Here is a 20,665-nt window from a genome sequence, read left to right as displayed (position 1 = left end):
AGTGAAGGCATGAAAGGAAGCTCGCAGAAGCTTGCGCCATACTTGTTTATCGGTCCCTCCATCATCCTGTTAACGCTGTTTTCGTTGTTGCCGATACTACTGGCGCTCGTGATCAGCTTCACGGATATGGATCTGTCCGGACTCGTTAATTATGAAAGTATTCGCTTTATAGGATTGGAAAATTACACGAACGTGCTTTTGGACCCTTCCTTTATAAAGTCCCTTGGTAATACCCTGTTCTTCGTCATCATCGGTGTTCCGTTGGTGCTGATATTTTCGCTTAGCATCGCGATTCTGATTAACATGGGTAAATCACGTGCTTTCAAAGTATTCCGCGTCGTGTTCTATCTGCCGTCCGTAACGAATGTGGTTGCGGTCGCAGTGGTTTGGAGCTATCTGTATAATCCGACGCTTGGATTATTCAACTACGTACTTGGTCAGATGAATTTAGGTCCCGTCCCATGGCTGACCGATCCAACAGTAGCGAAAATTTCGCTGATTGTGTTAGCGGTTTGGCGGGGCATCGGCTTAAACATGATTATTTTTATTGCGGCTATTAAAGGGATTCCGGGCTCTTATTATGAAGCGGCACAGCTTGACGGGGCCAATACATGGCAGCAAATTCGTTATATTACGCTTCCGCAGCTTCGTTACGCTATTTTCTTCGTGTCCATCACAACGATGATCGGCTGGCTGCAATTTTTCGAGGAACCTTTTGTCATGACCAAAGGGAAACCGCTGGACGGCACGCTGACGGCATCCTTGTTCATTTACAATAACGGCTTCCAATTTAGTAAATTCGGGTATGCCGCGGCGGGATCGTTCATTCTGTTCTTCGCGATCATCGCGGTAACGCTGATTCAGTTCCGTTTGCAAAATAAAGCGGAGTCCTGATAGAGAGAGGTGATGAACGTGAAAACAGCTGTTCAGCAAGCCCGCGCCAATACGCGCAGTGGTGAAAAAACATTTCAATGGTTCGTGGCGATTCTCCTGACCGTAGGAGGTCTGTTGATGGTGCTGCCTTTTGCGTGGATGATTCTATCCTCCTTTAAGACAGAGGGGGAGGTAACCAAAATTCCTCCGACCATCTGGCCGCAGCATTTTACACTGGATAATTTTAAATTACTATTCGATAGCATGGCTTTTGGAACCTATCTGACGAATACGCTGATTATTGTTTTAGCTTCCTTCTTTGGATTGTTCCTCAATGCCATGGCGGGTTATGGCTTTGCCAAATTCCAATTTAAAGGCAAAGGGTTTCTGTTCTATCTGGTACTGGCAACGATGATGATTCCAGGCCAAGTGACGATGATTCCCGTCTATTTGATTCTGAACCAGATGGGGTTGACCAATTCCATGCTAGGGATTGTCCTGCCTGGATTGGTAGGTGCGTTCGCGATCTTCCTGTTCCGGCAGTTCATGTCCGATATCCCGGAAGAACTGCTAGAGGCGACACGCCTCGATGGAGCAGGGGAGTTCCGTACTTTTCTGCAAATTGTACTGCCTATTTCGACGCCAATTATCGCGGTACAGGCCATCCTGACCTTTATCGGCGGATGGAATAGCTTCTTGTGGCCGCTCATTATTGCGAACGATGAGAAGCTGTACACCTTGTCCGTCGGACTGTCACTGCTCAAGGGGCAGAACGAGAGTCAATTTGCCCTTCAAATGGCAGGCTCGACCTTCATGGTCGTTCCGATCATGATTATCTTCATTGTTTTCCAAAAGTATATTATTGAGAACTACACGATTTCGGGGATTAAGTAATAGTGTAGTGACGAACTATAGGCTGAACATAGTAACGGCGTAGTTTCTTGGTTTTAAACCAACGAGACTACGCCGTTTACTCTAATGGAAATATGATCAGCAGGACAACTATTACTATTTAGCAAAGGGTTATTCACTCAATAAGTTTGTTTGTAAAACGAAATATTTAGAAATACGTAACCAATTACTTATCGTTTATTCTAAACGTTAATAAATAAATTAAGTATTTAATAATAATATTGACTATAATAAATATGGTGTGTTATATTAAAATCGTAAATAAAACGGCTTCTTAGTCTTGGTGGTACAACGGATTTTATTTTCGCATTCAGAGAGGATGGTTTAGGTGGCAGCAGCTGTAAAAGCAAAGATGATCGTAGACAAATCTTTTCGTATTGCTGAAGTCGATAAACGCATTTATGGCTCTTTTGTAGAGCATCTCGGGCGTGCCGTATATGGCGGTATTTACGAGCCTACTCATTCAACTAGTGATGAAAGCGGTTTCCGAAATGATGTTAAAGAGTTGGTAAAACAACTTGATGTTCCTATTATACGCTATCCGGGAGGCAATTTTGTATCCGGTTACAATTGGGAGGACGGTGTCGGCCCTGTCGCGTCCAGACCTAGACAGTTGGAGCTGGCGTGGAGAACGGTCGAGCCGAATGAAGTGGGTACGAATGAATTTTTCAAGTGGGCCAAGGATGTAGGTTCCGAAGTCATGATGGCAGTTAATCTGGGTACGCGCGGAATTGATGCTGCGCGTAATCTGGTGGAATATTGCAATCACACAGGCGGTTCCTACTGGAGTGATCTACGTCGTAGTCACGGTGTAGAGCAACCACATAAGATTAAAACCTGGTGTCTTGGTAACGAGATGGATGGCCCATGGCAGATTGGTCACAAGACAGCAGAAGAATATGGCCGTCTGGCTGTTGAATCTGCAAAAGCCATGAAGCTGATTGATCCTGACATTGAGCTTGTATCCTGTGGCAGCTCCAGTTCCACAATGCCGACGTTCCCGGAATGGGAAGCAACCACCCTGGATCATACCTATGAGGTAGCCGACTATATTTCCTTGCACCAATACTACGGCAATCATGACAATGATACGGCTAATTACCTGGCACGCTCTATGGATATGGATCATTTTATTCATACGGTCATTTCGACTTGTGACTATATCAAAGCAAAGAAACGCAGCAAGAAGAAAATGATGCTCAGCTTTGACGAATGGAACGTATGGTACCACTCCAATGATGCGGACAAAAAAATTGATCCGTGGTCTGTGGCACCGCCGCAGCTTGAGGATATCTATAACTTTGAGGATGCATTGTTGGTAGGCAGTATGTTGATTACGTTCCTGCGCCATGCGGATCGTGTGAAAATGGCTTGCCTCGCCCAACTGGTTAACGTTATTGCGCCGATCATGACCGAGAATAACGGAAAGGCGTGGAAACAAACGATTTTCTATCCGTATTTGCATGCCTCCCGTTATGGTCGTGGCATATCGCTGATGCCTGTCGTGGATTCGGAAAAATACGATTCCAAGGACTTCACAGACATTCCTTATCTGGACAGCGCTGTAGTTTATGATGAAGAGGGAGACGCACTGACTGTCTTTGCAGTGAACCGTCATTTGTCTGAATCGCTGGAGCTGACAGTAGATGTACGCAGTTTTGAAGGCTACCGCATTGTCGAGCATACTGTATTGGAGCATGATGATCTTAAAGCGACCAACAGTCCAGCTGGTGAAAAAGTTACGCCTCACAACGGCGGCAACGCCAAGCTTGAAGACGGAATTGTAAAAGCTCATTTGGGCAAAGCATCGTGGAACGTTATCCGTCTCGCTAAGTCTCATTAATTCTCTTCTGTAAAAGGTACAGCTTCGACTGTATCTAAATAAGCTCGCATTCTCTCTTGTAAGAGTATTACAAGAGCGGCAATGCGAGCTTTTTGCGTAAAATGAGCCATTTGTCCCTCCATAGATATAGGTTTCTAAGAGAAAGGTGGATTTTAAATAAATATTATGGTTTTTACTAAATTTAACTAAACAAAGATGATCCTTATTCACTAAGTGCTCGTACTCCGTACATTTTTATGAAGTTAATTAGACCCAGTGCCATACTTCCCAGGTGAAAAAAGACCCTATTATATCGTTGTCAACGTACTGATATCTGAAATGCAGGGTGTGCAATCCGACTTAAATCCACGTTATACTTTAAAAGACAGTTTATTTAAATCCAAATGGTGGTTGTAGTATTTCGAGAAAGGAATGATCTGTATGAGTCAAACAGATGAATATCGTTTTCAAGTGAACTTGGGCGGTATGATTGATATTTTGGCCAATCATTTATATAGCAGTCCACGAGTGTTTATACGTGAGGTTCTGCAAAATGCAACAGATGCGATCACGGCTCGCAAGGAGCTGCGGAAGGTTGCTGCTGAAAGTAATGTATTACAAGAAGACAAGGCCCTTGAAGATACAGCTTCTGAGAGTAACGACTATGAAGGTAAAGTCATCGTGGAGTTATCTGGTTCCGGGGAGCATCAGGTATTGATGATTCAGGATAACGGCATTGGATTGTCAGAAGAAGACATTCACCGTTTTTTGTCGATCATCGGTCAGTCTTCCAAGAAGGGAGCCGATTTGCTGGCTTCTGAGACTTCGTTTATCGGACGCTTTGGGATCGGGTTACTATCCTGCTTTATGGTGAGCGATGAAATTGTAGTGCTGACCCGCTCGGTGAAGGAAGGCATCTCCATGGAATGGAGAGGGAAGCCGGATGGGACGTATACAATTCGTCGATTGGAAACCGAGCTGCCTGTAGGGACGCAAATTTATTTGCGCTGCAAGCCGGGAAGTGAGTTTTATTATGAGCCAGCGCATGTAGAGGAGTCTTTATTCTATTATGGGGCGTTGCTGCCGTATCCGGTCATGCTGTCTGTAGATGGGGAGACCAAGCGCGTCAATCTTCCATCGACGAGCTGGATGCAGGACCCAGAACAATTACGGAGTCGCCGTAGTGAGGTACTGGATTTAGGCTATCGTCTGATGGGCGAGCGCTTCAGTGATTTTATACCGTTGCGGACGGCATCGGGCAGAACAGGCGGGATTGCATTCATTTTGCCTCGCATTGTTAATCTGAATAGCAAGCGGCTGCATCGGGTGTACCTGAAGCATATGCTGGTGTCCGACAAGGCGGAAAATGTTTTACCGGAATGGGCATTCTTCATTAAAAGTCTGATTTGGACAGATGAATTGCAACCAACGGCATCACGTGAGTATTTTTATGAAAATGAGCAGCTTGACGATGTTCGTTCTGAACTGGGAACCTGTATTCGGGAAGAACTGCTACGCATGGCGCAGTATGAGCCAGACCGCTTGCAGCACTGGATTCGTTTGCATGAGCTGTCCATGAAGGCGCTCGCCGTGGAGGATGATGAATTTTTGCGGATAATGTACCGTTGGTTTTCCTTCGAAAGTACATTTGGGCGGCGTGAGCTGAAAGAACTGATCCAAGAGGCGGACGGACGTCCACTGCATTACACATCGACAGTAGATGAGTATCGTCAGATTACGCATGTGGCGGCGGCGCAATCCATGTTGGTGATCAATGGCGGCTATATTTATGATTCAGACATTTTGGAAAGGCTGCATTGGATTGACCCTAACCTGCAAACAGAACGTCTTAGCCCTGAAGAGGTATCTCTTTCATTTACCGGGCTAACACAGGAAGAACGCGAGAGTTATTACGGTGTGCTACGTGTCATGGATGCGGCTTTGCAGCCGATGCGTTGCCGCGCTGAGTTGAAGCGTTTTGAGCCTGCGAGTTTGCCAGTGTTGTATACCATTTCTCAGGATGCACTGACCTTGCGCTCCATGGAAAACACGGTTGAGGAGACAACCTCACTTTTTTCCAATGTGCTTGATAGTCTGAAAGCAGGAGTCCAGCAAAATTCGGGCTATTCCACCTTATACTTTAATCTGAACAACCCGGTGGTGGCACGGATTCTTGAAGCTACCGATACGCAGATGGTCACGGCAGCTACAGAAATGATGTATGTGAATGCGCTTATGATGGGGCACTACCCGATGAACCGCAGTGAGTTGGGACTGATGAATCGGAGTGTACTGCATTTTATCAATTGGGGATTAGGGAACGGACAAAATGCGTAATTACGTAATTATAGGGGGAGCCAAATGGAAGATACGATATATGAATTGATGGAACAGGCGCAGGATCTGCCCGGGGGTGCAGCAAAGCTGGCGATTATGGAAGAAGCTGTCCGCTTGGCAGACACATCCGGGTTGAAGGAACTTGCTTATGAAATCCGGGGAGAGATTGTGGACTGCGCTATTTTTAACGGATATCCATTGAAGTCGCTGATTGCTTTTTCGTGGCAGCTGGGCCAATTTGATCAAAATCCAGAGGAATACGACGCAGATGAGCTGTTGTGGAATTACAAATGGATACTCGGTAAGGTGTGCAGCTTTTCCAATATATCGAAAACTCAAATAGAAGATCTGGCGGAAGATATGCGCAGACGTTATGCCGAATATGGGTATAATGAGCGTCCATATTACTATTATAAGTTCCGCATCGCGATGGACATGGGCGAACTGGATGAAGCACGGCGATATCTGGATACCTTCCGCTTGGTCGAGCGGGATAGTATGAGTGATTGTGAGGCCTGCGAGCAGAGCCAGATGGTGCGGTTCTATTATTTGACCGGAGAAGACGAGCAGGCGCTTGCCGTGGCAAAACCGATTTTGTCGGGACGGATGAAATGTGCAGAAGTACCGCATGTGACGCTCTCGCAGGTGCTGTTGCCGCTCTATCGTCAAGGCGAGGTTGATCAGGCAAAGGACAATCATCGCAAGGGCTATCGCCTAATTCGGGATGACCGCGACTTCCTGAAAACGATAGCGGAGCATATCGAATATTTGGCGATTGCTGATCCGATTCAAGGAATCGAAGTGGTAGAGCGTCATCTACATATGGCGCTGGACTATGAGAGCGGGCTGGAGCAGATGTATTTTTACGCGACGATGGTGAGTCTACTGCAAAAGTTGGATACTTCGGGAGAAAAACGGTTGATCCGGTTGCCGGCTTCCTTGGAATGGGCTAGAGAGGATCGCACATTGGCAGAAATCATTGCGTATTTTAGGCCGCTGGCAGAGTCAGCGGCGGCTGATTTTGATCGACGGAACGGGAATACGTTTTATTCCGATTGGATCGGGAAAATTGTTCAAACGGCATAGAAGAAGTGGTAGCTGTGACGAATATTTTATACAGCCCAAACAATGAGCAGGTATAATGTTCCTGTGAAATGACAGGAGGGGTTATGTTGTGACTGTAACCGAAAAGGTGATTAATTTCGCACACCGCGGAGCTTCAGGTGTATGTCCCGAGAATACGATGGCGGCATTCCGCCACGCCTTGGAACTGGGAGCAACAGGTATAGAAACGGATGTGCAGCGCACCCAAGATGGGCATCTGGTGCTAATTCACGATGAGTCGCTGAAGCGTACGACAGGTTGCTCACTGGATGTAAAGGATATTACGCTAGAAGAATTAAATAAACTGGATGCGGGCAGCTGGTTTGATGAGAAATTCCGAGGTGAACGGGTCCCGATGCTGGATGAGCTACTGGAACTAGCCCAGTCCTCGAATACAATTATTAATTTAGAGTTGAAAAATAGCATTTATCTCTATCCGGGAATGGAGGAAGAGGTTATTGCTGCTGTGAAGCGTTTTGGGTTGGAACAGCGGGTAATCATATCCAGCTTCAATCACGAATCGCTGGCGCTCTGTGCGCAGCTTGCTCCTGAGATCAAGACGGGGGCGCTGTATATTGAAATTATGGTTCGTCCATCGGAGTATGCCACCCAATTCGGGGTTACAGCACTTCATGCCTACAAACAAGTTGTTACACCAGAAGCTGTATCAGAGGCTTTGGCATTAGGCGTTGTCTACCACCCATGGACGGTGAATGAACCGGAAGAAATGAAGCGTCTGCTGGAGGCCGGGGTGAACGGCATCATCACGGACTATCCTGATCGGTTGGCGCATTTGTTGGCTGTTCGCTCTTCCTAAGTCGAAACACAGCGGAACTGCGACTTAGGTTTGCAGGGATATGACTGTGGCTATTTATTGAAGTGAAAAAGACTCTCCTATACGCACTCGTTTTTACGAGACGAGGGAGAGTCTTTTTTTGCCTTAAGCCGGAGAGCGTATCATCCACGATGACCTTGATTCCTTTCTACTTGATGCCGAGCCGCATGCGATAGCTGAACAGGATATCTAGTGTTCTGCCCTGAAAATGATTCTCTACCAGCTTCACGAAGCGGGCTACATCGTCGTCAAGCGCTCGATTGCCCAGTTTGAAGAGACTTTGAATACCCCCTTGGCTGAGAGCGAGCCCTGTATAACGAGCTGCGTCACACTGCTCACGGTTGTGAAAGACAATCTCCCGGGTATATCGGAATTGTCCGCTGCGGTGAAGATTAGCTAAATGCTGATCCTTGCTCCATTTATGAGCTTGCTGCTCTACTGGGGCTTCTTGTACCAAAAGGGTATCCGCCTTGGTGATAATCTCTGTATAAGCTTGCTCTATCTGCCATTGCAGCACCGGAGGCCAGTCACAGTCAAAGGCTGCGAACACGCTGCCCCGAGCCAAGACCCTGCCCGCTTCCTGAAGCGTGCTCTCGGGGTCCATCCAGTGAAAGGATTGAGAGCAGGTGATGACGTCTACAGTTCCGTCCTCAAAGGGCAGGTTGTTGGAGAATCCGCTTTTGAAGGAAATGGTTTCTGCCATTGTCGTTCCTGCTGTTTCCAGCTTGTGCTGTGCTTTTCCTCTCATGTCCGGGTTAGGCTCGATACCGACGATTTGCCGAGCGGCGTTTTCCCATATGAAAGTTGAAAGTCCTGTACCGCAGCCAATATCGGCAACTAGCTCTACATTTCGCTCCAGATAGCGGCTGATGATTTCCACGACGAGTGACGGTGCTTCCGGGCGGTGCTGATCGTAGTTGTCGGCAAAACCGTTGAAACGATCCACATTACTTTGCAGATTTCCCTCAGGTATCATAGGTCCTTTTCCTCCTTAGTTTCGACTGAGGCGGCCGTGTAGATTCAAATGCTGATGTACTCCTATATTGTACAAGTTTACATGTTCATCCATCTACTCTCGTGATTTCACAGCACCCGTCGGATTTCGGAGGGAGGAAATTCCCCTATTTTATCATTGAAGCAAGTGCCCACTCGCGCATCATGGAGTCAAGCATCGGACGCAAATCTTCGCGTTGCATACCCATGTGGAGCACGGCTTCCAGATATCCAGCTTTATCTCCAATATCATAACGTGTGCCTTCCAGCTCTAATGCGAGCAGTTGGTTCTGCAATGCTACTTGATGAAGGGCATCTGTCAATTGGTATTCACCGCCCGCTCCAGTGGACAGGTTTTCCAATATAGAGAAAATGGAAGGCTCCAACACATACCGACCAATGACTGCCTGCCGCGAAGGAGCCTCTGCCGGAGAAGGTTTTTCAACAAGTCCACCGACTTCATGAATGAGACCGTTCTGGTGAGTGGAGTCAATAATGCCGTATTTACTTACATCCTGTTCTTCCACTGTGTGCACGCCGACCACTTGCTTGCCAGTCGCTTCGTAAACATCCATCATTTGACGAATCGCCGGGGTGGAGGAATTCATAATATCATCGCCCAGCAACACGGCGAAGGGCTCATCGCCAATGAACTGACGAGCGCAGCTGACCGCATGTCCCAGGCCGAGGGGTTCTTTTTGACGGATATAGTGAATGACTGCTTTACCCCCGATGCTTTGAACTTCACGTAGGAGATCATATTTACCTTTGCTCTCCAGTACCTGCTCCAACTCCACAGACTTGTCAAAATGATCCTCGATGGCTTTTTTATTACGCCCCGTTACGATAATGATGCTCTCAATTCCGGACTTGATGGCTTCTTCTACGATATATTGAATAGCCGGCTTGTCTACGATTGGAAGCATCTCTTTCGGTAAAGCTTTCGTAGCTGGTAGAAAACGGGTTCCTAATCCGGCGGCTGGAATAACAGCTTTTGTAATTTTTCTCATAGAAACTCACTTTCCTTTCGTGATGGGGAACCGAATACCCAGTATCGGCTCCCGATATAATTGATGATCATTCCGGCTGCGGTCGCGATCAGCTTGCTTAAAGCAAGTGGCAGCTCGGTTCCAGTGTGAAGCACTTGCAGTAATAAGGAGGTTATCCCCAAAACGATCAGGTTGATGACGATAAATTTAGGTAATTGACGCTTATTAGTGTTGTTTGATAGTTGTTTGTTGAATGTCCATTTGCTGTTCAAAATATAACTGTTGGCTGTGCCGCAGCTGTACGAAATGATCTGCGCCACAATAACCGGTACCCCGACCCAAGCCAGCAGCATAAAAATGATATAATCTACACCCGTATTCACCAGACCTACGATACCAAATCGGATCATAGGAAGCAGCTGGGCCATGCGACTTTTCATGGTTTAGGCTCCATGACCGGATTTGGGTCCGGTATATACCGCACTGTTGCCGCGCACTGTGCGTCCTGCCGAAATCAGACTGTCACGGGCTCCTTGCATGTACAGGGATTCACGGGGTTCAGGGGCTTTCATAGCATGTGTCGGACCGTTTTCGTATTGTCCACCCAGATGCTCACGGACAATGTAAAGCGGACGTGCTTTGGTTTCGTCATAAATCCGTCCAACATATTCACCCATAATACCGAGAATGATCAGGATCACCCCGTCGAAGATCAGGCTGATGCTAATCATAGACGACCAGCCCTTCATCACATAGGAATCGGTGAAAAAGTTGAGAAACAATACGTACATCAGATACAGGAAGCCGGACATGGATAGAAGCGCACCGATATACCCTGCCAGCTTAAGCGGTTTAATCGAAAAGGATGTGATCCCGTCCAGACTGAGCTTGATCATTCGTTTCAACGGATACTTGGTTTCGCCTGCGAGCCGCTCGTCGCGCTCATATTCTACAGCAGTTTGTTTGAACCCGATCCAGCTGACCAGTCCACGAACGAATCGGTTATTTTCCGGTAGCCGTTTCAATTCTTCTATGACCTTGCGATCCATTAGACGGAAGTCCCCGGTGTCGACTGGGATATTAATATCCGTTGATGCTTTAAGTACACGGTAGAAGAGGCTGGCAGACCATTTTTTGAAGCGAGTTTCGCCATTGCGTTTGAGCCGTTTGGCGTAGACCACTTCATAGCCTTCCTTCCACTTATTAGCCATCTCAACAATCAGTTCCGGCGGGTCCTGGAGGTCGGCGTCAATGACGACGACCGCCTCTCCCACCGCATAATCCATCCCGGCGGTAATCGCTAGCTGATGACCAAAATTGCGAGAGAAATCAATCAATACAATGGTGTCATCTCTGAGACTGAATTCCTTGATCAATTGGACGCTGCGGTCCGAACTTCCATCATTTACGAAGATCAACTCGTAGGGCTCACCCATTGAGCCCATGACTTGTTTCAGCCTCCGGTAGGTTTCCGTAATAACGGCTTCCTCGTTGTACATCGGAATAACTATGGAATAACGGATGGGTTCACTCATTCGTAGTTCCTCCTCATTTATAATGTGATTTCGTATAAAGTACCGCTTCCGCCACGTTCGTCTCCGCCAGGGCCACCTTGACCATCCTGGGCGTTTGCATTGCTGTTTGTGGTGTCGCTTCCGCTCTCGGTTGCTTTAACGTCTGTACTTGTTTCGCCTGTTGTTGTTTTCCATTCATCTGTAGGGATCACTTTGCCGTGTTCTTTGATCCATGCAGTGACTTCAGAGTTACCGCCGTCCGGTCCGCCGCCTCCACCAGAAATCATGAAGTACTTCACTTGGCCGCTTTCCACCAGCGCCTTGATTTTATCGACGGTATAGACTGGATCGGAAGATACAAAACCGTTCATAATAATTACTTTTTGTCCGGCCTCGACCAGGTAAGGAGCAGCCGTTGAATAATTACTTGCTGCGAAAAGGTAGGTTTCACCTGTGTTGTTTTTTTGCAAATAGCTCAACGTTTTTTGATCTAAACTTTGGCTACCGTTGGGTCCCCCCATTCCTCTGGAACGGGTAGAAGATTTTTGTTCCGTGTCTGTACTTGTTTGTGTGCTTGAAGTATTTCCATCAGGACTGGAATTCTCTACATTATTGGTCTGGTTATTCGTTTGAGTTCCTTCGGCTTGTTGTCCATTAGCGCTCTGGCCTCTAGTGCGATCATTGCCACCCGGCATTCCGCCACCACCGCCGCCAAATTGAGTCGGTCCGGCTTGTGGAATCATGCTGTTCCCCCCGTAGACGATCGGTGTCAATGCCCAGTATGCAGGACCGATAAACATAGCGAGTACACTTGCAATGATGGCGAATCTTATGAACTTCTCAGATTTCATTCGTGCTACTACCAGTAGCGCCGTGCCGATGATCCCTAGGATCAATACCGCGATGGACCAGCTACTACCAATGGTATCGTTGTAATTTTGCAAAATAAACCAGCTAAATACCGAGGTTGCCAATACTGCGGCGGGTAACAGCCAGGAGAGCCAGTTGGAACGCTCACGATACTGCTTCCACAATTCTACGAATCCTGCTCCAAAGAGCGCTGCAATTGGTGGCGCGAGCATAATCAGGTAATAATGATGGAAGAATCCTGCTACGCTGAAAAATGCAGCTACGGGAATCAACCAGGCCAGCCAGAAGATGACCTCTTTGTGCTTTTGTGTGATATTACGACGTCGAATGCTTGCAAGCAGACCGATGGAAGCAATCAATGCGAATGGAAGCAGCCAGCTGGCTTGACCTGACAGGGAAGATTGGAACAACCGCAAAGGTCCTTTTTCGCCAGTGCCGAACATACCACCACCGGAATTTCCTCCCGGTCCACCGCCAGGACCACCCTGGCCACCTTGCCCGTCTCCAGGACCACCTTGCCCGTTGCCGCCGAATCCGCCTGCTGCCATGTTGTTGGCACCAGAGTCACCCGTAGTGGTAGTACTGTCCGATGATGTAGTCGTCTGAGCCTGATCCGTGCTCGTATTGCCGCTATTCGTTGTAGCGTTATTGTTCCGATCCATGCGTTCACCGCCACGATTGCCACCTGTACCCTGATCTCCTGTCAGACGGGACAGGCCGTTATAACCAAAGGCCAAATTCAGCACAGAATTGGTACCGCTACTCCCCATATAAGGGCGTTCATCTGCCGGAGTGGAGTCCACTACGACTGCCCAGGAGAGCGATACGATCAGGAGGACAACTGCTGATCCTGCCAGTGTTACTGCTTTTCGCTTCCAGTTAAACTTGGAAGCCAGCAGATAGAACAGTCCCAATGAGGGAACGATCATATAGGCTTGCAACATTTTTTCGTTAAAGGCGATGCCTACGACTGCGAAAGCAGCAAGGATCAGCCCGGTTTTGCTATTTCTAATGCCTCTGAACAATAGCCATGTTGCGAGCAACAGTGTGAAGACCAACATAGCGTCGATGTTATTCGTGCGGCTGACCGCTACGGCTATCGGTGTCGTTGCCATGGCGAAGGCGGCCAATCGTGCGGCCATCGTACCGAAGCTCGGTTTGACGAGCAAGTAAACGAGCAAGACCGATCCGACCTGAGCTAGCGCCTGTGGCAAGATAACGCTCCATCCGTGAAGCCCGAATATATAGGCGCTCAGTGTCTGAATCCAGAACACCACAGGCGGTTTGTCTACCGTTACTGATCCGGCAGAATCAAGTGAGGCGAAAAAGAAGTTGTGAAAGCTCTGTAGCATGCTTGCTACGGCCGTCGTATAGTAGGTGTTTACATATTTGTCTTGCCAGATGTTGTATCCGTTCAAAAATGCGGATATCAGCATAATGATGATCAGGGGGATGTCCGCCCTGGTCTTAAACCATTTCTTAATCATGTTCATTCCACTCCCTGTGAAAATTCTTTGTATTATTCCGTTGTTCTAGCCGCTATCTTCAGGACTGCGGAATGACCAGTCGCTTCTGATCTTGGCCCGGTGAACTACCGGCTTGCTATTATCATGTCATACGTACCTTAATGGGTTCTGAGCGCTCCCTGAACGTTAGCTGAAAGCTGAGCAGAGGTGCTTTTTTTGCGACAGGATTCAGGTATATTAGATACAGGTGAAAAATGAACCGACTTTTTTATGAGAAAAATGCGGCAACATGAAAGGGAAGATTAATAATGAATCCAATACACGGAGTTAAAATTATGCTGGCAGATGATGAGCCTCATATTTTGCAATTTTTAGAGCTTGGACTGATTAATGAAGGATACGAAGTCAGAACCGCCGAGAACGGGAGTGAAGCGCTCGATTTGGCAAGAGAGTTTCGTCCGCATGTAGCGGTGCTGGATGTGATGATGCCGGAAATGAACGGTTTTGAGGTGTGCCAAAGTCTCAAGGAGACGAAGGATAACATCGCGGTTATTATGCTGACCGCCAAGGATGATGTAGACGATCGGGTAAAGGGTTTGAAAATCGGCGCGGATGATTATGTCGTGAAGCCCTTCAGTTTTAATGAGTTGCTGGCTCGCATTGAAGCGCGCTTGCGCAATCAGTTCCCCGATCTGCTGGGCGAAGTGGTTCACGGACCCTTTCAAGTGGATGATCGACGGAAGGAAATTCGTTATCAGAGTCAGGTGCTGGAGCTGTCGCCTACCGAATATGAACTATTGAAGTTTCTGGTGCTAAACCACGGGATTGTGCTGAGTAAAAGTCGTATACTGGACCGGGTATGGGGGTACGATTTTGGGGGCGAGGATAATATTGTTGAAGTGTACATCCGCTCCTTACGTGAAAAACTCAAAGACAAGGAGCACCGGGTCATTCGTACGCTGCGCGGTGTGGGATACCGGGTGGATCTGCTATGAAGGCGGGAGGGAAAAGTCGGAGGAAATATGCGCTCCGTTCTCTCCGATCCCAGCTTTTAGCCAGAACGTTACTCATTTTGGCTTTACTGCTCGTATTAATTGGTTTTCTACAATATTTTCTGATGAAAGATTTTCTGTATCGCAGTCGGGCAGAAGCTATGGATACGCAGCTGAATTCAATTCCTGCCGATTTATTGATTAAGGATTCACAGGAGCAGAGTGGGGTAACCGCTCCCCGAGAACAAACCAATCGGAGGAATAATCGACCGGGGCCGTTTTTGTTCTGGCCAGATATGTCGCTCGCTTCTATAGATATAGATGGCACCTTCCAGAGCTTGTCCAACGAAAACGGGCTTAAGCCGCCACGTCTCGCCACTGAGCAATATCATGCGATGCAGCAGAGCAAACGTATGCGTCACGGCTATCAATTAATCACGGATGCTCAGGGGAAAGAGCAACTGGTTGTATTCCGTCCGCTCGGTCCACCTGACCGTTCGTCCGGTTTACTTCAAATGGGCGTATCCACGAATTCTATGCAAGAGCAGTTGATTAACCAGCTCCGCACCTTTATTTTATTGTCACTGATTGCGCTTGCGATTGGGTTGGCGCTTATGCTCCCTGTGCTGCGACGCACATTGGTGCCCCTTTCCAGAATGGTCGAGGCAGTCAAACGTATTGATGCCGGCAATTTGGACGAGCGCTTTGACGCAGAGCAGGGGCAGTATGAGGTGGATCGTTTGGCAGTTTCATTTAACGGGATGCTGGAACGGTTGGAGCATTCGTTTGCTGCCGAACGGGAATTGCAGATGCAGATGAGACGATTTATTGCGGATGCTTCCCATGAACTGCGCACCCCGCTCACATCTATTCACGGTTTCTTGGAAGTGCTGCTTCGTGGAGCAGCATCTAATCCGAAGCAGCTTCAATCGGCACTAGAAAGTATGTACGGTGAATCCAAGCGGATGAATAAATTGGTCTCTGATTTACTATTGTTGGCTAAGCTGGACCGAACACCGGAGTTGAAACTGGAAGACATACCACTAGACGCGTTGCTGTTGGAAATGAAACCGCAGCTCCTTATGCTGGCAGGTACACGTAGGGTAGTTTTTGATATGACGGCAGGTATACGGGTGTTGGCAGAGGGGGATAAAATCAAGCAGGTAGTGCTCAACCTGTTTCACAATGCTGTTCAGCATACTGATATGGAAAGAGGTGTGATCCAGGTAAACCTATCTGCAGGTAAGAAATTGGTGGATATCCAAATTCGTGATAACGGACCAGGCATGAGTAAAGAACAGCTGGAGCGGATATTTGAACGTTTTTATCGTGGAGATGAATCGCGTACACGTAGCTCAGGCGGGGCGGGCCTTGGTCTGGCCATTACACAGTCTATCGTGGAAGCACATGGCGGGAACATTACGGCTGAAAGCACACCGGGAACGGGAAGTGTATTCAAAGTAACGCTACCTTTAGCGGGAACAGTATAGTTTTTAAGATTATGGCGTAACATAAAAATAGCCCCCCGAACCGCAGCTTTGGTTATAACACGGCTCGGGAGGCTTTTCTATTGTTAGTTAATCAGCGAAGCTTTTTGTAAAAGCACGTGCAGCACCTTGGCGGATGCCTCACGGGTTGTAGGTGCATTCGGCTGGAAGTAGGAGGAGCCTTTAATCGCTGCTCCGTTGATAATACCTGCTGCACTTACTTTTTCAATACTGTCCTTGGCATAGCCTGCAAAGGATGAAGCATCATGGTACGGTGTGCGTGCAGGACCATCGACTGCTGCTTTGATTTGAAGCAGATCTACAGCTTTACCCAGCACGACAGCAATTTCTTGACGACTGATATTAGCGTTCGGATCAAACTTGTCGCTGCTGCGACCCGTAATCAAACCAGCTTCATAAGCGGCTGCTACATCGCCGGAGTACCAGCTACCTGCCGGGATATCACTGAATGGTGCAGCAGTACCCGGTGTCAGGCCGAGTGCTCGGGTTACCAGGGCTGAAAATTCTGCACGTGTCACGTTCTTTTTCGGTGAGAAAGTTGTGTCAGTCGTGCCGTTAATCAGCAACTTGTTCGCTAGCGATTGAATTTCCGATTGGGCATACGACGATGAAATATCTTCAAAGCTAACGGGACGTGTCGCCGCTGCATACGTCGAGAAGCCCGGACGGCTTACCTTGACGACGGTAGATCCATCAGCCTGCTTGGTGAAGACGGATGGAACGGGATAGACATTTCTGTTTGCCGTATAAAGTACACCGGCTGTATTGGAATCAATTTGACCAGGTAAGGTAAAGGATCTGCTAATAAACTGTCCTGGAGCAACTTTGAGTGATTGACTCTTGCCACCAGTGACAACATTAGCTTCAAACCCTACCGGGGTGCCGATCACATTGGAGCCTTTCAGCTTACTTGTAAAAGTGCTGCTCGCCTCTGTCTGGCTGCTGATTACCACTTCAATGCCTGCACCAGCAGGAACATTTTTCAGAGCGGATACTGGCAAAGCCATAGAAGAGCCTGTATTGCTTACAATCAAGCTGCTTCCTGCTGAAGCCTTGCCCAACGTTACCAGTTGTGTGGAAGTGAGCGATGCCTTCGTCGTTTGGCCTGCTTGGCTAGTAGCCGACAGTACAATAGCTGTCGGGCTGGAACCTGCTGCTGTCACGGCAGCCTGCAAATCTGCATCGGTTACTGTCAGCGACTGTACATTATTGTTCAATGCAACGGCTGTAGTGATAGTTTTAACAGCCTGTCCTTGTTTCACAACGCTTTGAAGTGAAGGTGCAGATGTAGGGACAGGAGTGGATGTGTTCGTTGTAGCAGAAGGTGTAGTATTGCTTCTGCCGCCACCTCCACCACCTCCGCCTCCACCACTACCGCTAGATGCGGCGCTATTATCCACGCGAATAGCTTTAGTGGCGGTGAAGAGTTTAGGACCTTTAGTAGTACTCTCGACTTCGCCTTTTGCATTCAGCTCCGGAGCGCTGACTTCCAGCTTGTATACGCCGTCCTTCAAATGCTGAATCACGGGCTGACCGTTAGCATCCAGAACAGAGTTTCCCTTGTCATCTAATTCGACGTAACTTCCGTCAATGCCCTTAAAGGAGTAGACGCCTTGTTTGAGGCGTGCATTGTCACCTTGTTCCTTGGAGGTCGTAATTCCATCGATTAGACCGATTAACTTGTCATCTACGCCGTACACATAGAGCGCGATCAGGTTCGTTTTATCCGTAGTCAGGCGGAATGCCAAATCTGTTGAGCGTTGAGCACCTGTACGACTCGGATAAATAATTGGGTTGGTGACACTCAAGTCCTGCAAGCCAAAGCCAGTTGTAGGGTTTTCTTTGCCGACATGAACGACGAACGGCAGATGAAGCGTTGGCAGTCCGGCGCTTTTCAGAATAACTTCCCCTTCATATACACCTGTGGCTGCACCCGAATTTGGTTGTACAGACAGGAAGAACGGTTGCGATTTACCCGGTTCTGCCGAGATTGCTCCATTCGCGCCGACACCTTGCAACTGAACGGCAATGTTGCTCACGTCAGGTGTAGCAATCGGTTGAGTTGGATCAGAAGTTACATTATCATGTAAAACGGTGCTGGCTTCATATTGCACAGTGTTAGCCGACAAGTTTTTGAGTTGAAGCTGAATCTGCTTAGCATCACTACCAGGTCGTAACACCCCGAAGCTGGCAGAAGGATTATAATTCACAACCTCCTGCCGATTAAAGTTTTTGTCGAGAATCGTAATCTTTTCGACGGTTTCCAGCAGGGCTGGGGTCTGAATCGCATTAGCGATGTTTACAAGGCCTGCACCTTGGGAATACACATCATATTGGATTTTATCCTCATCAAAGAGTGTAACCGATGTGTTTGCCAGAGCAGCGCGGATATCAAACGGTGTCCAGTTTGGATGCTGTTGCTTCAGCAGCACAGCAAGCCCAGCCACATGTGGAGACGCCATACTTGTACCGTTGCTACGTTTGTAAGCCTGCTCATACGATGCATCTGGATAGAACTTGGCGAAAGCAGGGTAGGTTGATAAAATGCCAACACCTGGTGCGCTCACGTCCGGTTTGATACTGAGCAGTTCATCTCCGTTCGGTCCGCGGGAGCTGAAATCGGCCATGGTATTACCTGCATTATCTGTGCGAATATAGTCTGCTCCAAAGGAAACTGAGAACTTTTCTCCAGCGTTGTCTACGATTTGTTTAGCCAGTGCACGGCCTTCCTTACCTTTCATGTCAAAGGTTGGAATAAAGTCAAAGCTGTCACCCAAATTGGAATTAACATAGTCATCGCGACCTGAAATACTTTCCCCTAAATCAGCTTTGGTGATGTCGCCCGCTTTCGTATTCCCATTAAAAACGATAACAGCCTTCGCACCGTTTTTTTTCGCATTTGTGATTTTATCCACGAATGCCAAGTTACCGCGTGAAACGAGGACGATTTTTCCTGCTACGTCTTTCCCTTCAAAATCATCAGGTTGTCCCAGATTCGCATATACGAGCTCATAAGGGGCAGTTCCCAAAATGGAGGCAAAGTCTTCTCTACCTGTCTCCCAGCCCATCAAATTAAAATCATAATGTGCATAAGCATCATCAGTTACGGTCTTTTTCAATTCACCGTTAGCCTCCCAATAGGTGTCACGGGTGACCGAAGCTGTACCTGAGAAGCTTTTGCTCGGCGAAGTAGCTGCACCGACGGAAATCGCCAGCTGTGATGTTGCGGGAGAACCCATGGAATAAAAATAGGGGCCATCCTGTGCCGCATTACCATTCGCTATGACCGCGACTACGCCGGAAAGTACAGCATTATTAATAGCAATGGAATCCGGGGAGTTCGGGTCCTTTTCGGAATCCGAGCCCAGCGACAGGTTAATGACGTTCATACCATCTTTGACAGCGCGTTCAATGCCATCAATGACCTGTGCGGAGGAACCGGAGGAACGACCCGTCTTGGTATTGCGTCCAAGCACTTTATACACGTATAAGTCCGATTTATAGGCAATACCCTTTTGTACAATATCTGAGGATTTATTTGCGGCTTTACCGGCAATCGTGCCGGAGACGTGAGTACCATGTGTCGTTCCGCTAAAACCTGTGCCGTATGGGTCATTCTCTTTTTCAAGGAACGGTTCCTCGTAAGGGTCGTTGTCCTGTTCAAAAGAGTCATATCCGCCTTTATAGGCTTCTTTCAAATCCGGATGCTCATAATCGATACCGGTATCAATAACCCCGACCTTGATTCCCTCGCCATTCAATCCTTTGGCCCAGGCTTCAGGAACACCAATCTGGTCCAGCGGTGCGTTATCATAAGTGGCTTCACTGGCTGTAAGTGTTGGCGGGTCCTGTACGGGGATGGAATAATACGTTTTGTTTTCATGAATGGATTTTACGCCTGGCAGTTTAGCCAGTTCTGGAATCTTATTGGCCGGCAATGTGACCTCCAAGCCGTTAAGCACCGTGTTGTACTGGTAATTCACCTGGAGAGAAATACCATGCTCAGCGGCTTGGTCCACGAACGTAGTTTGCTCGGTGGCAATCGCGGATTCCGCTTTTTGCTCAGATTGAGCTGTGAAAGCTTGGACGCCTGAACGTGCCGCATATTTGTCCACGGCTAAGGGCTCACCATCAAGCTGTACGATGACTCTGACCTGGCGGGAAGAGTCTGTGCTTAGCTCTGGCGAAATGAAGGCCGGAGCCGCCTCAATAGTCAATGCTTGCTGAGCTTCCAAAAATGAGTTGAGTTGTAGATCTGCGGTAGCAGCAGAACTGACAGACGGCAGAGACAAGCTTACCGTCAAGGCAAGAGCGAGTGATACGACAGGTATTTTTTTCAAAATGATCGGCTTTTTCAAAGATTTCCCTCTTTTCAATCAAAATATGATATGTCTACATACTAGGATTTGAAGCCACTGCCGTTGTTCTCACGCCTCCCTTAATATCTAAA

Annotated in this window: 14 protein-coding genes; 8 read left to right on the top strand and 6 right to left on the bottom strand. The window is 47.9% G+C overall.

Going from position 1 to position 20,665, the window contains the following annotated elements; all coding sequences use genetic code 11:
* The first annotated feature begins 9 nt into the window (after positions 1 to 9).
* From NLX74_RS21560 to NLX74_RS21535, 6 genes are all read left to right on the top strand, one after another.
* Positions 10 to 894 (top strand): carbohydrate ABC transporter permease, encoded by an 885-nt coding sequence (locus tag NLX74_RS21560; protein WP_069290875.1) that lies wholly within the window; start codon positions 10 to 12, stop codon positions 892 to 894.
* Positions 895 to 912: 18 nt separating this feature from the next.
* A complete protein-coding gene (locus NLX74_RS21555; protein ID WP_103048490.1) occupies positions 913 to 1,767 on the top strand; it encodes a carbohydrate ABC transporter permease in 855 nt (284 codons plus the stop codon).
* A gap of 346 nt (positions 1,768 to 2,113) precedes the next feature.
* Positions 2,114 to 3,628, top strand: coding sequence for an arabinosylfuranosidase ArfA (gene arfA / locus NLX74_RS21550; protein ID WP_023986630.1), 1,515 nt, complete (start codon positions 2,114 to 2,116; stop codon positions 3,626 to 3,628).
* Between the two features lie 420 nt (positions 3,629 to 4,048).
* Positions 4,049 to 5,944, top strand: a complete 1,896-nt coding sequence (locus tag NLX74_RS21545; RefSeq protein WP_254330040.1) for an HSP90 family protein — start codon at positions 4,049 to 4,051, stop codon at positions 5,942 to 5,944.
* A 24-nt stretch (positions 5,945 to 5,968) separates the two neighbouring features.
* Positions 5,969 to 7,030 (top strand): hypothetical protein, encoded by a 1,062-nt coding sequence (locus tag NLX74_RS21540; RefSeq protein WP_254330039.1) that lies wholly within the window; start codon positions 5,969 to 5,971, stop codon positions 7,028 to 7,030.
* A gap of 88 nt (positions 7,031 to 7,118) precedes the next feature.
* Positions 7,119 to 7,865 (top strand): glycerophosphodiester phosphodiesterase, encoded by a 747-nt coding sequence (locus tag NLX74_RS21535; protein WP_165179626.1) that lies wholly within the window; start codon positions 7,119 to 7,121, stop codon positions 7,863 to 7,865.
* A 166-nt stretch (positions 7,866 to 8,031) separates the two neighbouring features.
* Here the strand turns inward: NLX74_RS21535 and NLX74_RS21530 are convergent, their stop codons facing one another.
* From NLX74_RS21530 to NLX74_RS21510, 5 genes are all read right to left on the bottom strand, one after another.
* Positions 8,032 to 8,859 (bottom strand): class I SAM-dependent methyltransferase, encoded by an 828-nt coding sequence (locus tag NLX74_RS21530; RefSeq protein WP_254330037.1) that lies wholly within the window; start codon positions 8,857 to 8,859, stop codon positions 8,032 to 8,034.
* Between the two features lie 145 nt (positions 8,860 to 9,004).
* Positions 9,005 to 9,886 (bottom strand): UTP--glucose-1-phosphate uridylyltransferase GalU, encoded by an 882-nt coding sequence (gene galU, locus NLX74_RS21525; protein WP_254330036.1) that lies wholly within the window; start codon positions 9,884 to 9,886, stop codon positions 9,005 to 9,007.
* A complete protein-coding gene (locus NLX74_RS21520) occupies positions 9,883 to 10,305 on the bottom strand; it encodes a GtrA family protein (protein ID WP_235306991.1) in 423 nt (140 codons plus the stop codon). The genes galU and NLX74_RS21520 overlap by 4 nt, the downstream gene beginning before the upstream one ends.
* 3 nt (positions 10,306 to 10,308) lie before the next feature.
* On the bottom strand, positions 10,309 to 11,400 hold the full coding sequence (locus NLX74_RS21515) for a glycosyltransferase family 2 protein (protein ID WP_254330034.1): 1,092 nt from the start codon (positions 11,398 to 11,400) through the stop codon (positions 10,309 to 10,311).
* 17 nt (positions 11,401 to 11,417) lie between these two features.
* On the bottom strand, positions 11,418 to 13,736 hold the full coding sequence (locus NLX74_RS21510) for an ArnT family glycosyltransferase (protein WP_254330033.1): 2,319 nt from the start codon (positions 13,734 to 13,736) through the stop codon (positions 11,418 to 11,420).
* A 287-nt stretch (positions 13,737 to 14,023) separates the two neighbouring features.
* Between NLX74_RS21510 and NLX74_RS21505 the strand changes: the two genes are divergently transcribed.
* Both NLX74_RS21505 and NLX74_RS21500 read left to right on the top strand, forming a co-directional pair.
* Positions 14,024 to 14,710, top strand: coding sequence for a response regulator transcription factor (locus NLX74_RS21505; RefSeq protein ID WP_254330031.1), 687 nt, complete (start codon positions 14,024 to 14,026; stop codon positions 14,708 to 14,710).
* Positions 14,707 to 16,197, top strand: coding sequence for a sensor histidine kinase (locus NLX74_RS21500; RefSeq protein WP_254330029.1), 1,491 nt, complete (start codon positions 14,707 to 14,709; stop codon positions 16,195 to 16,197). Before NLX74_RS21505 ends, NLX74_RS21500 begins: the two co-directional genes overlap by 4 nt.
* An 83-nt stretch (positions 16,198 to 16,280) precedes the next feature.
* Here NLX74_RS21500 and NLX74_RS21495 read toward each other — a convergent pair whose 3' ends face one another.
* The gene (locus NLX74_RS21495) at positions 16,281 to 20,573 is read right to left on the bottom strand and encodes a S8 family serine peptidase (protein WP_254330027.1); all 4,293 of its coding nucleotides are present in this window, start codon (positions 20,571 to 20,573) and stop codon (positions 16,281 to 16,283) included.
* Positions 20,574 to 20,665 lie beyond the last annotated feature (92 nt).

It is taken from the genome of Paenibacillus sp. MZ03-122A (assembly GCF_024213325.1).
GTDB lineage: Bacteria > Bacillota > Bacilli > Paenibacillales > Paenibacillaceae > Paenibacillus > Paenibacillus polymyxa_B.
This window is presented reverse-complemented; position numbering and strand designations above follow the sequence as displayed.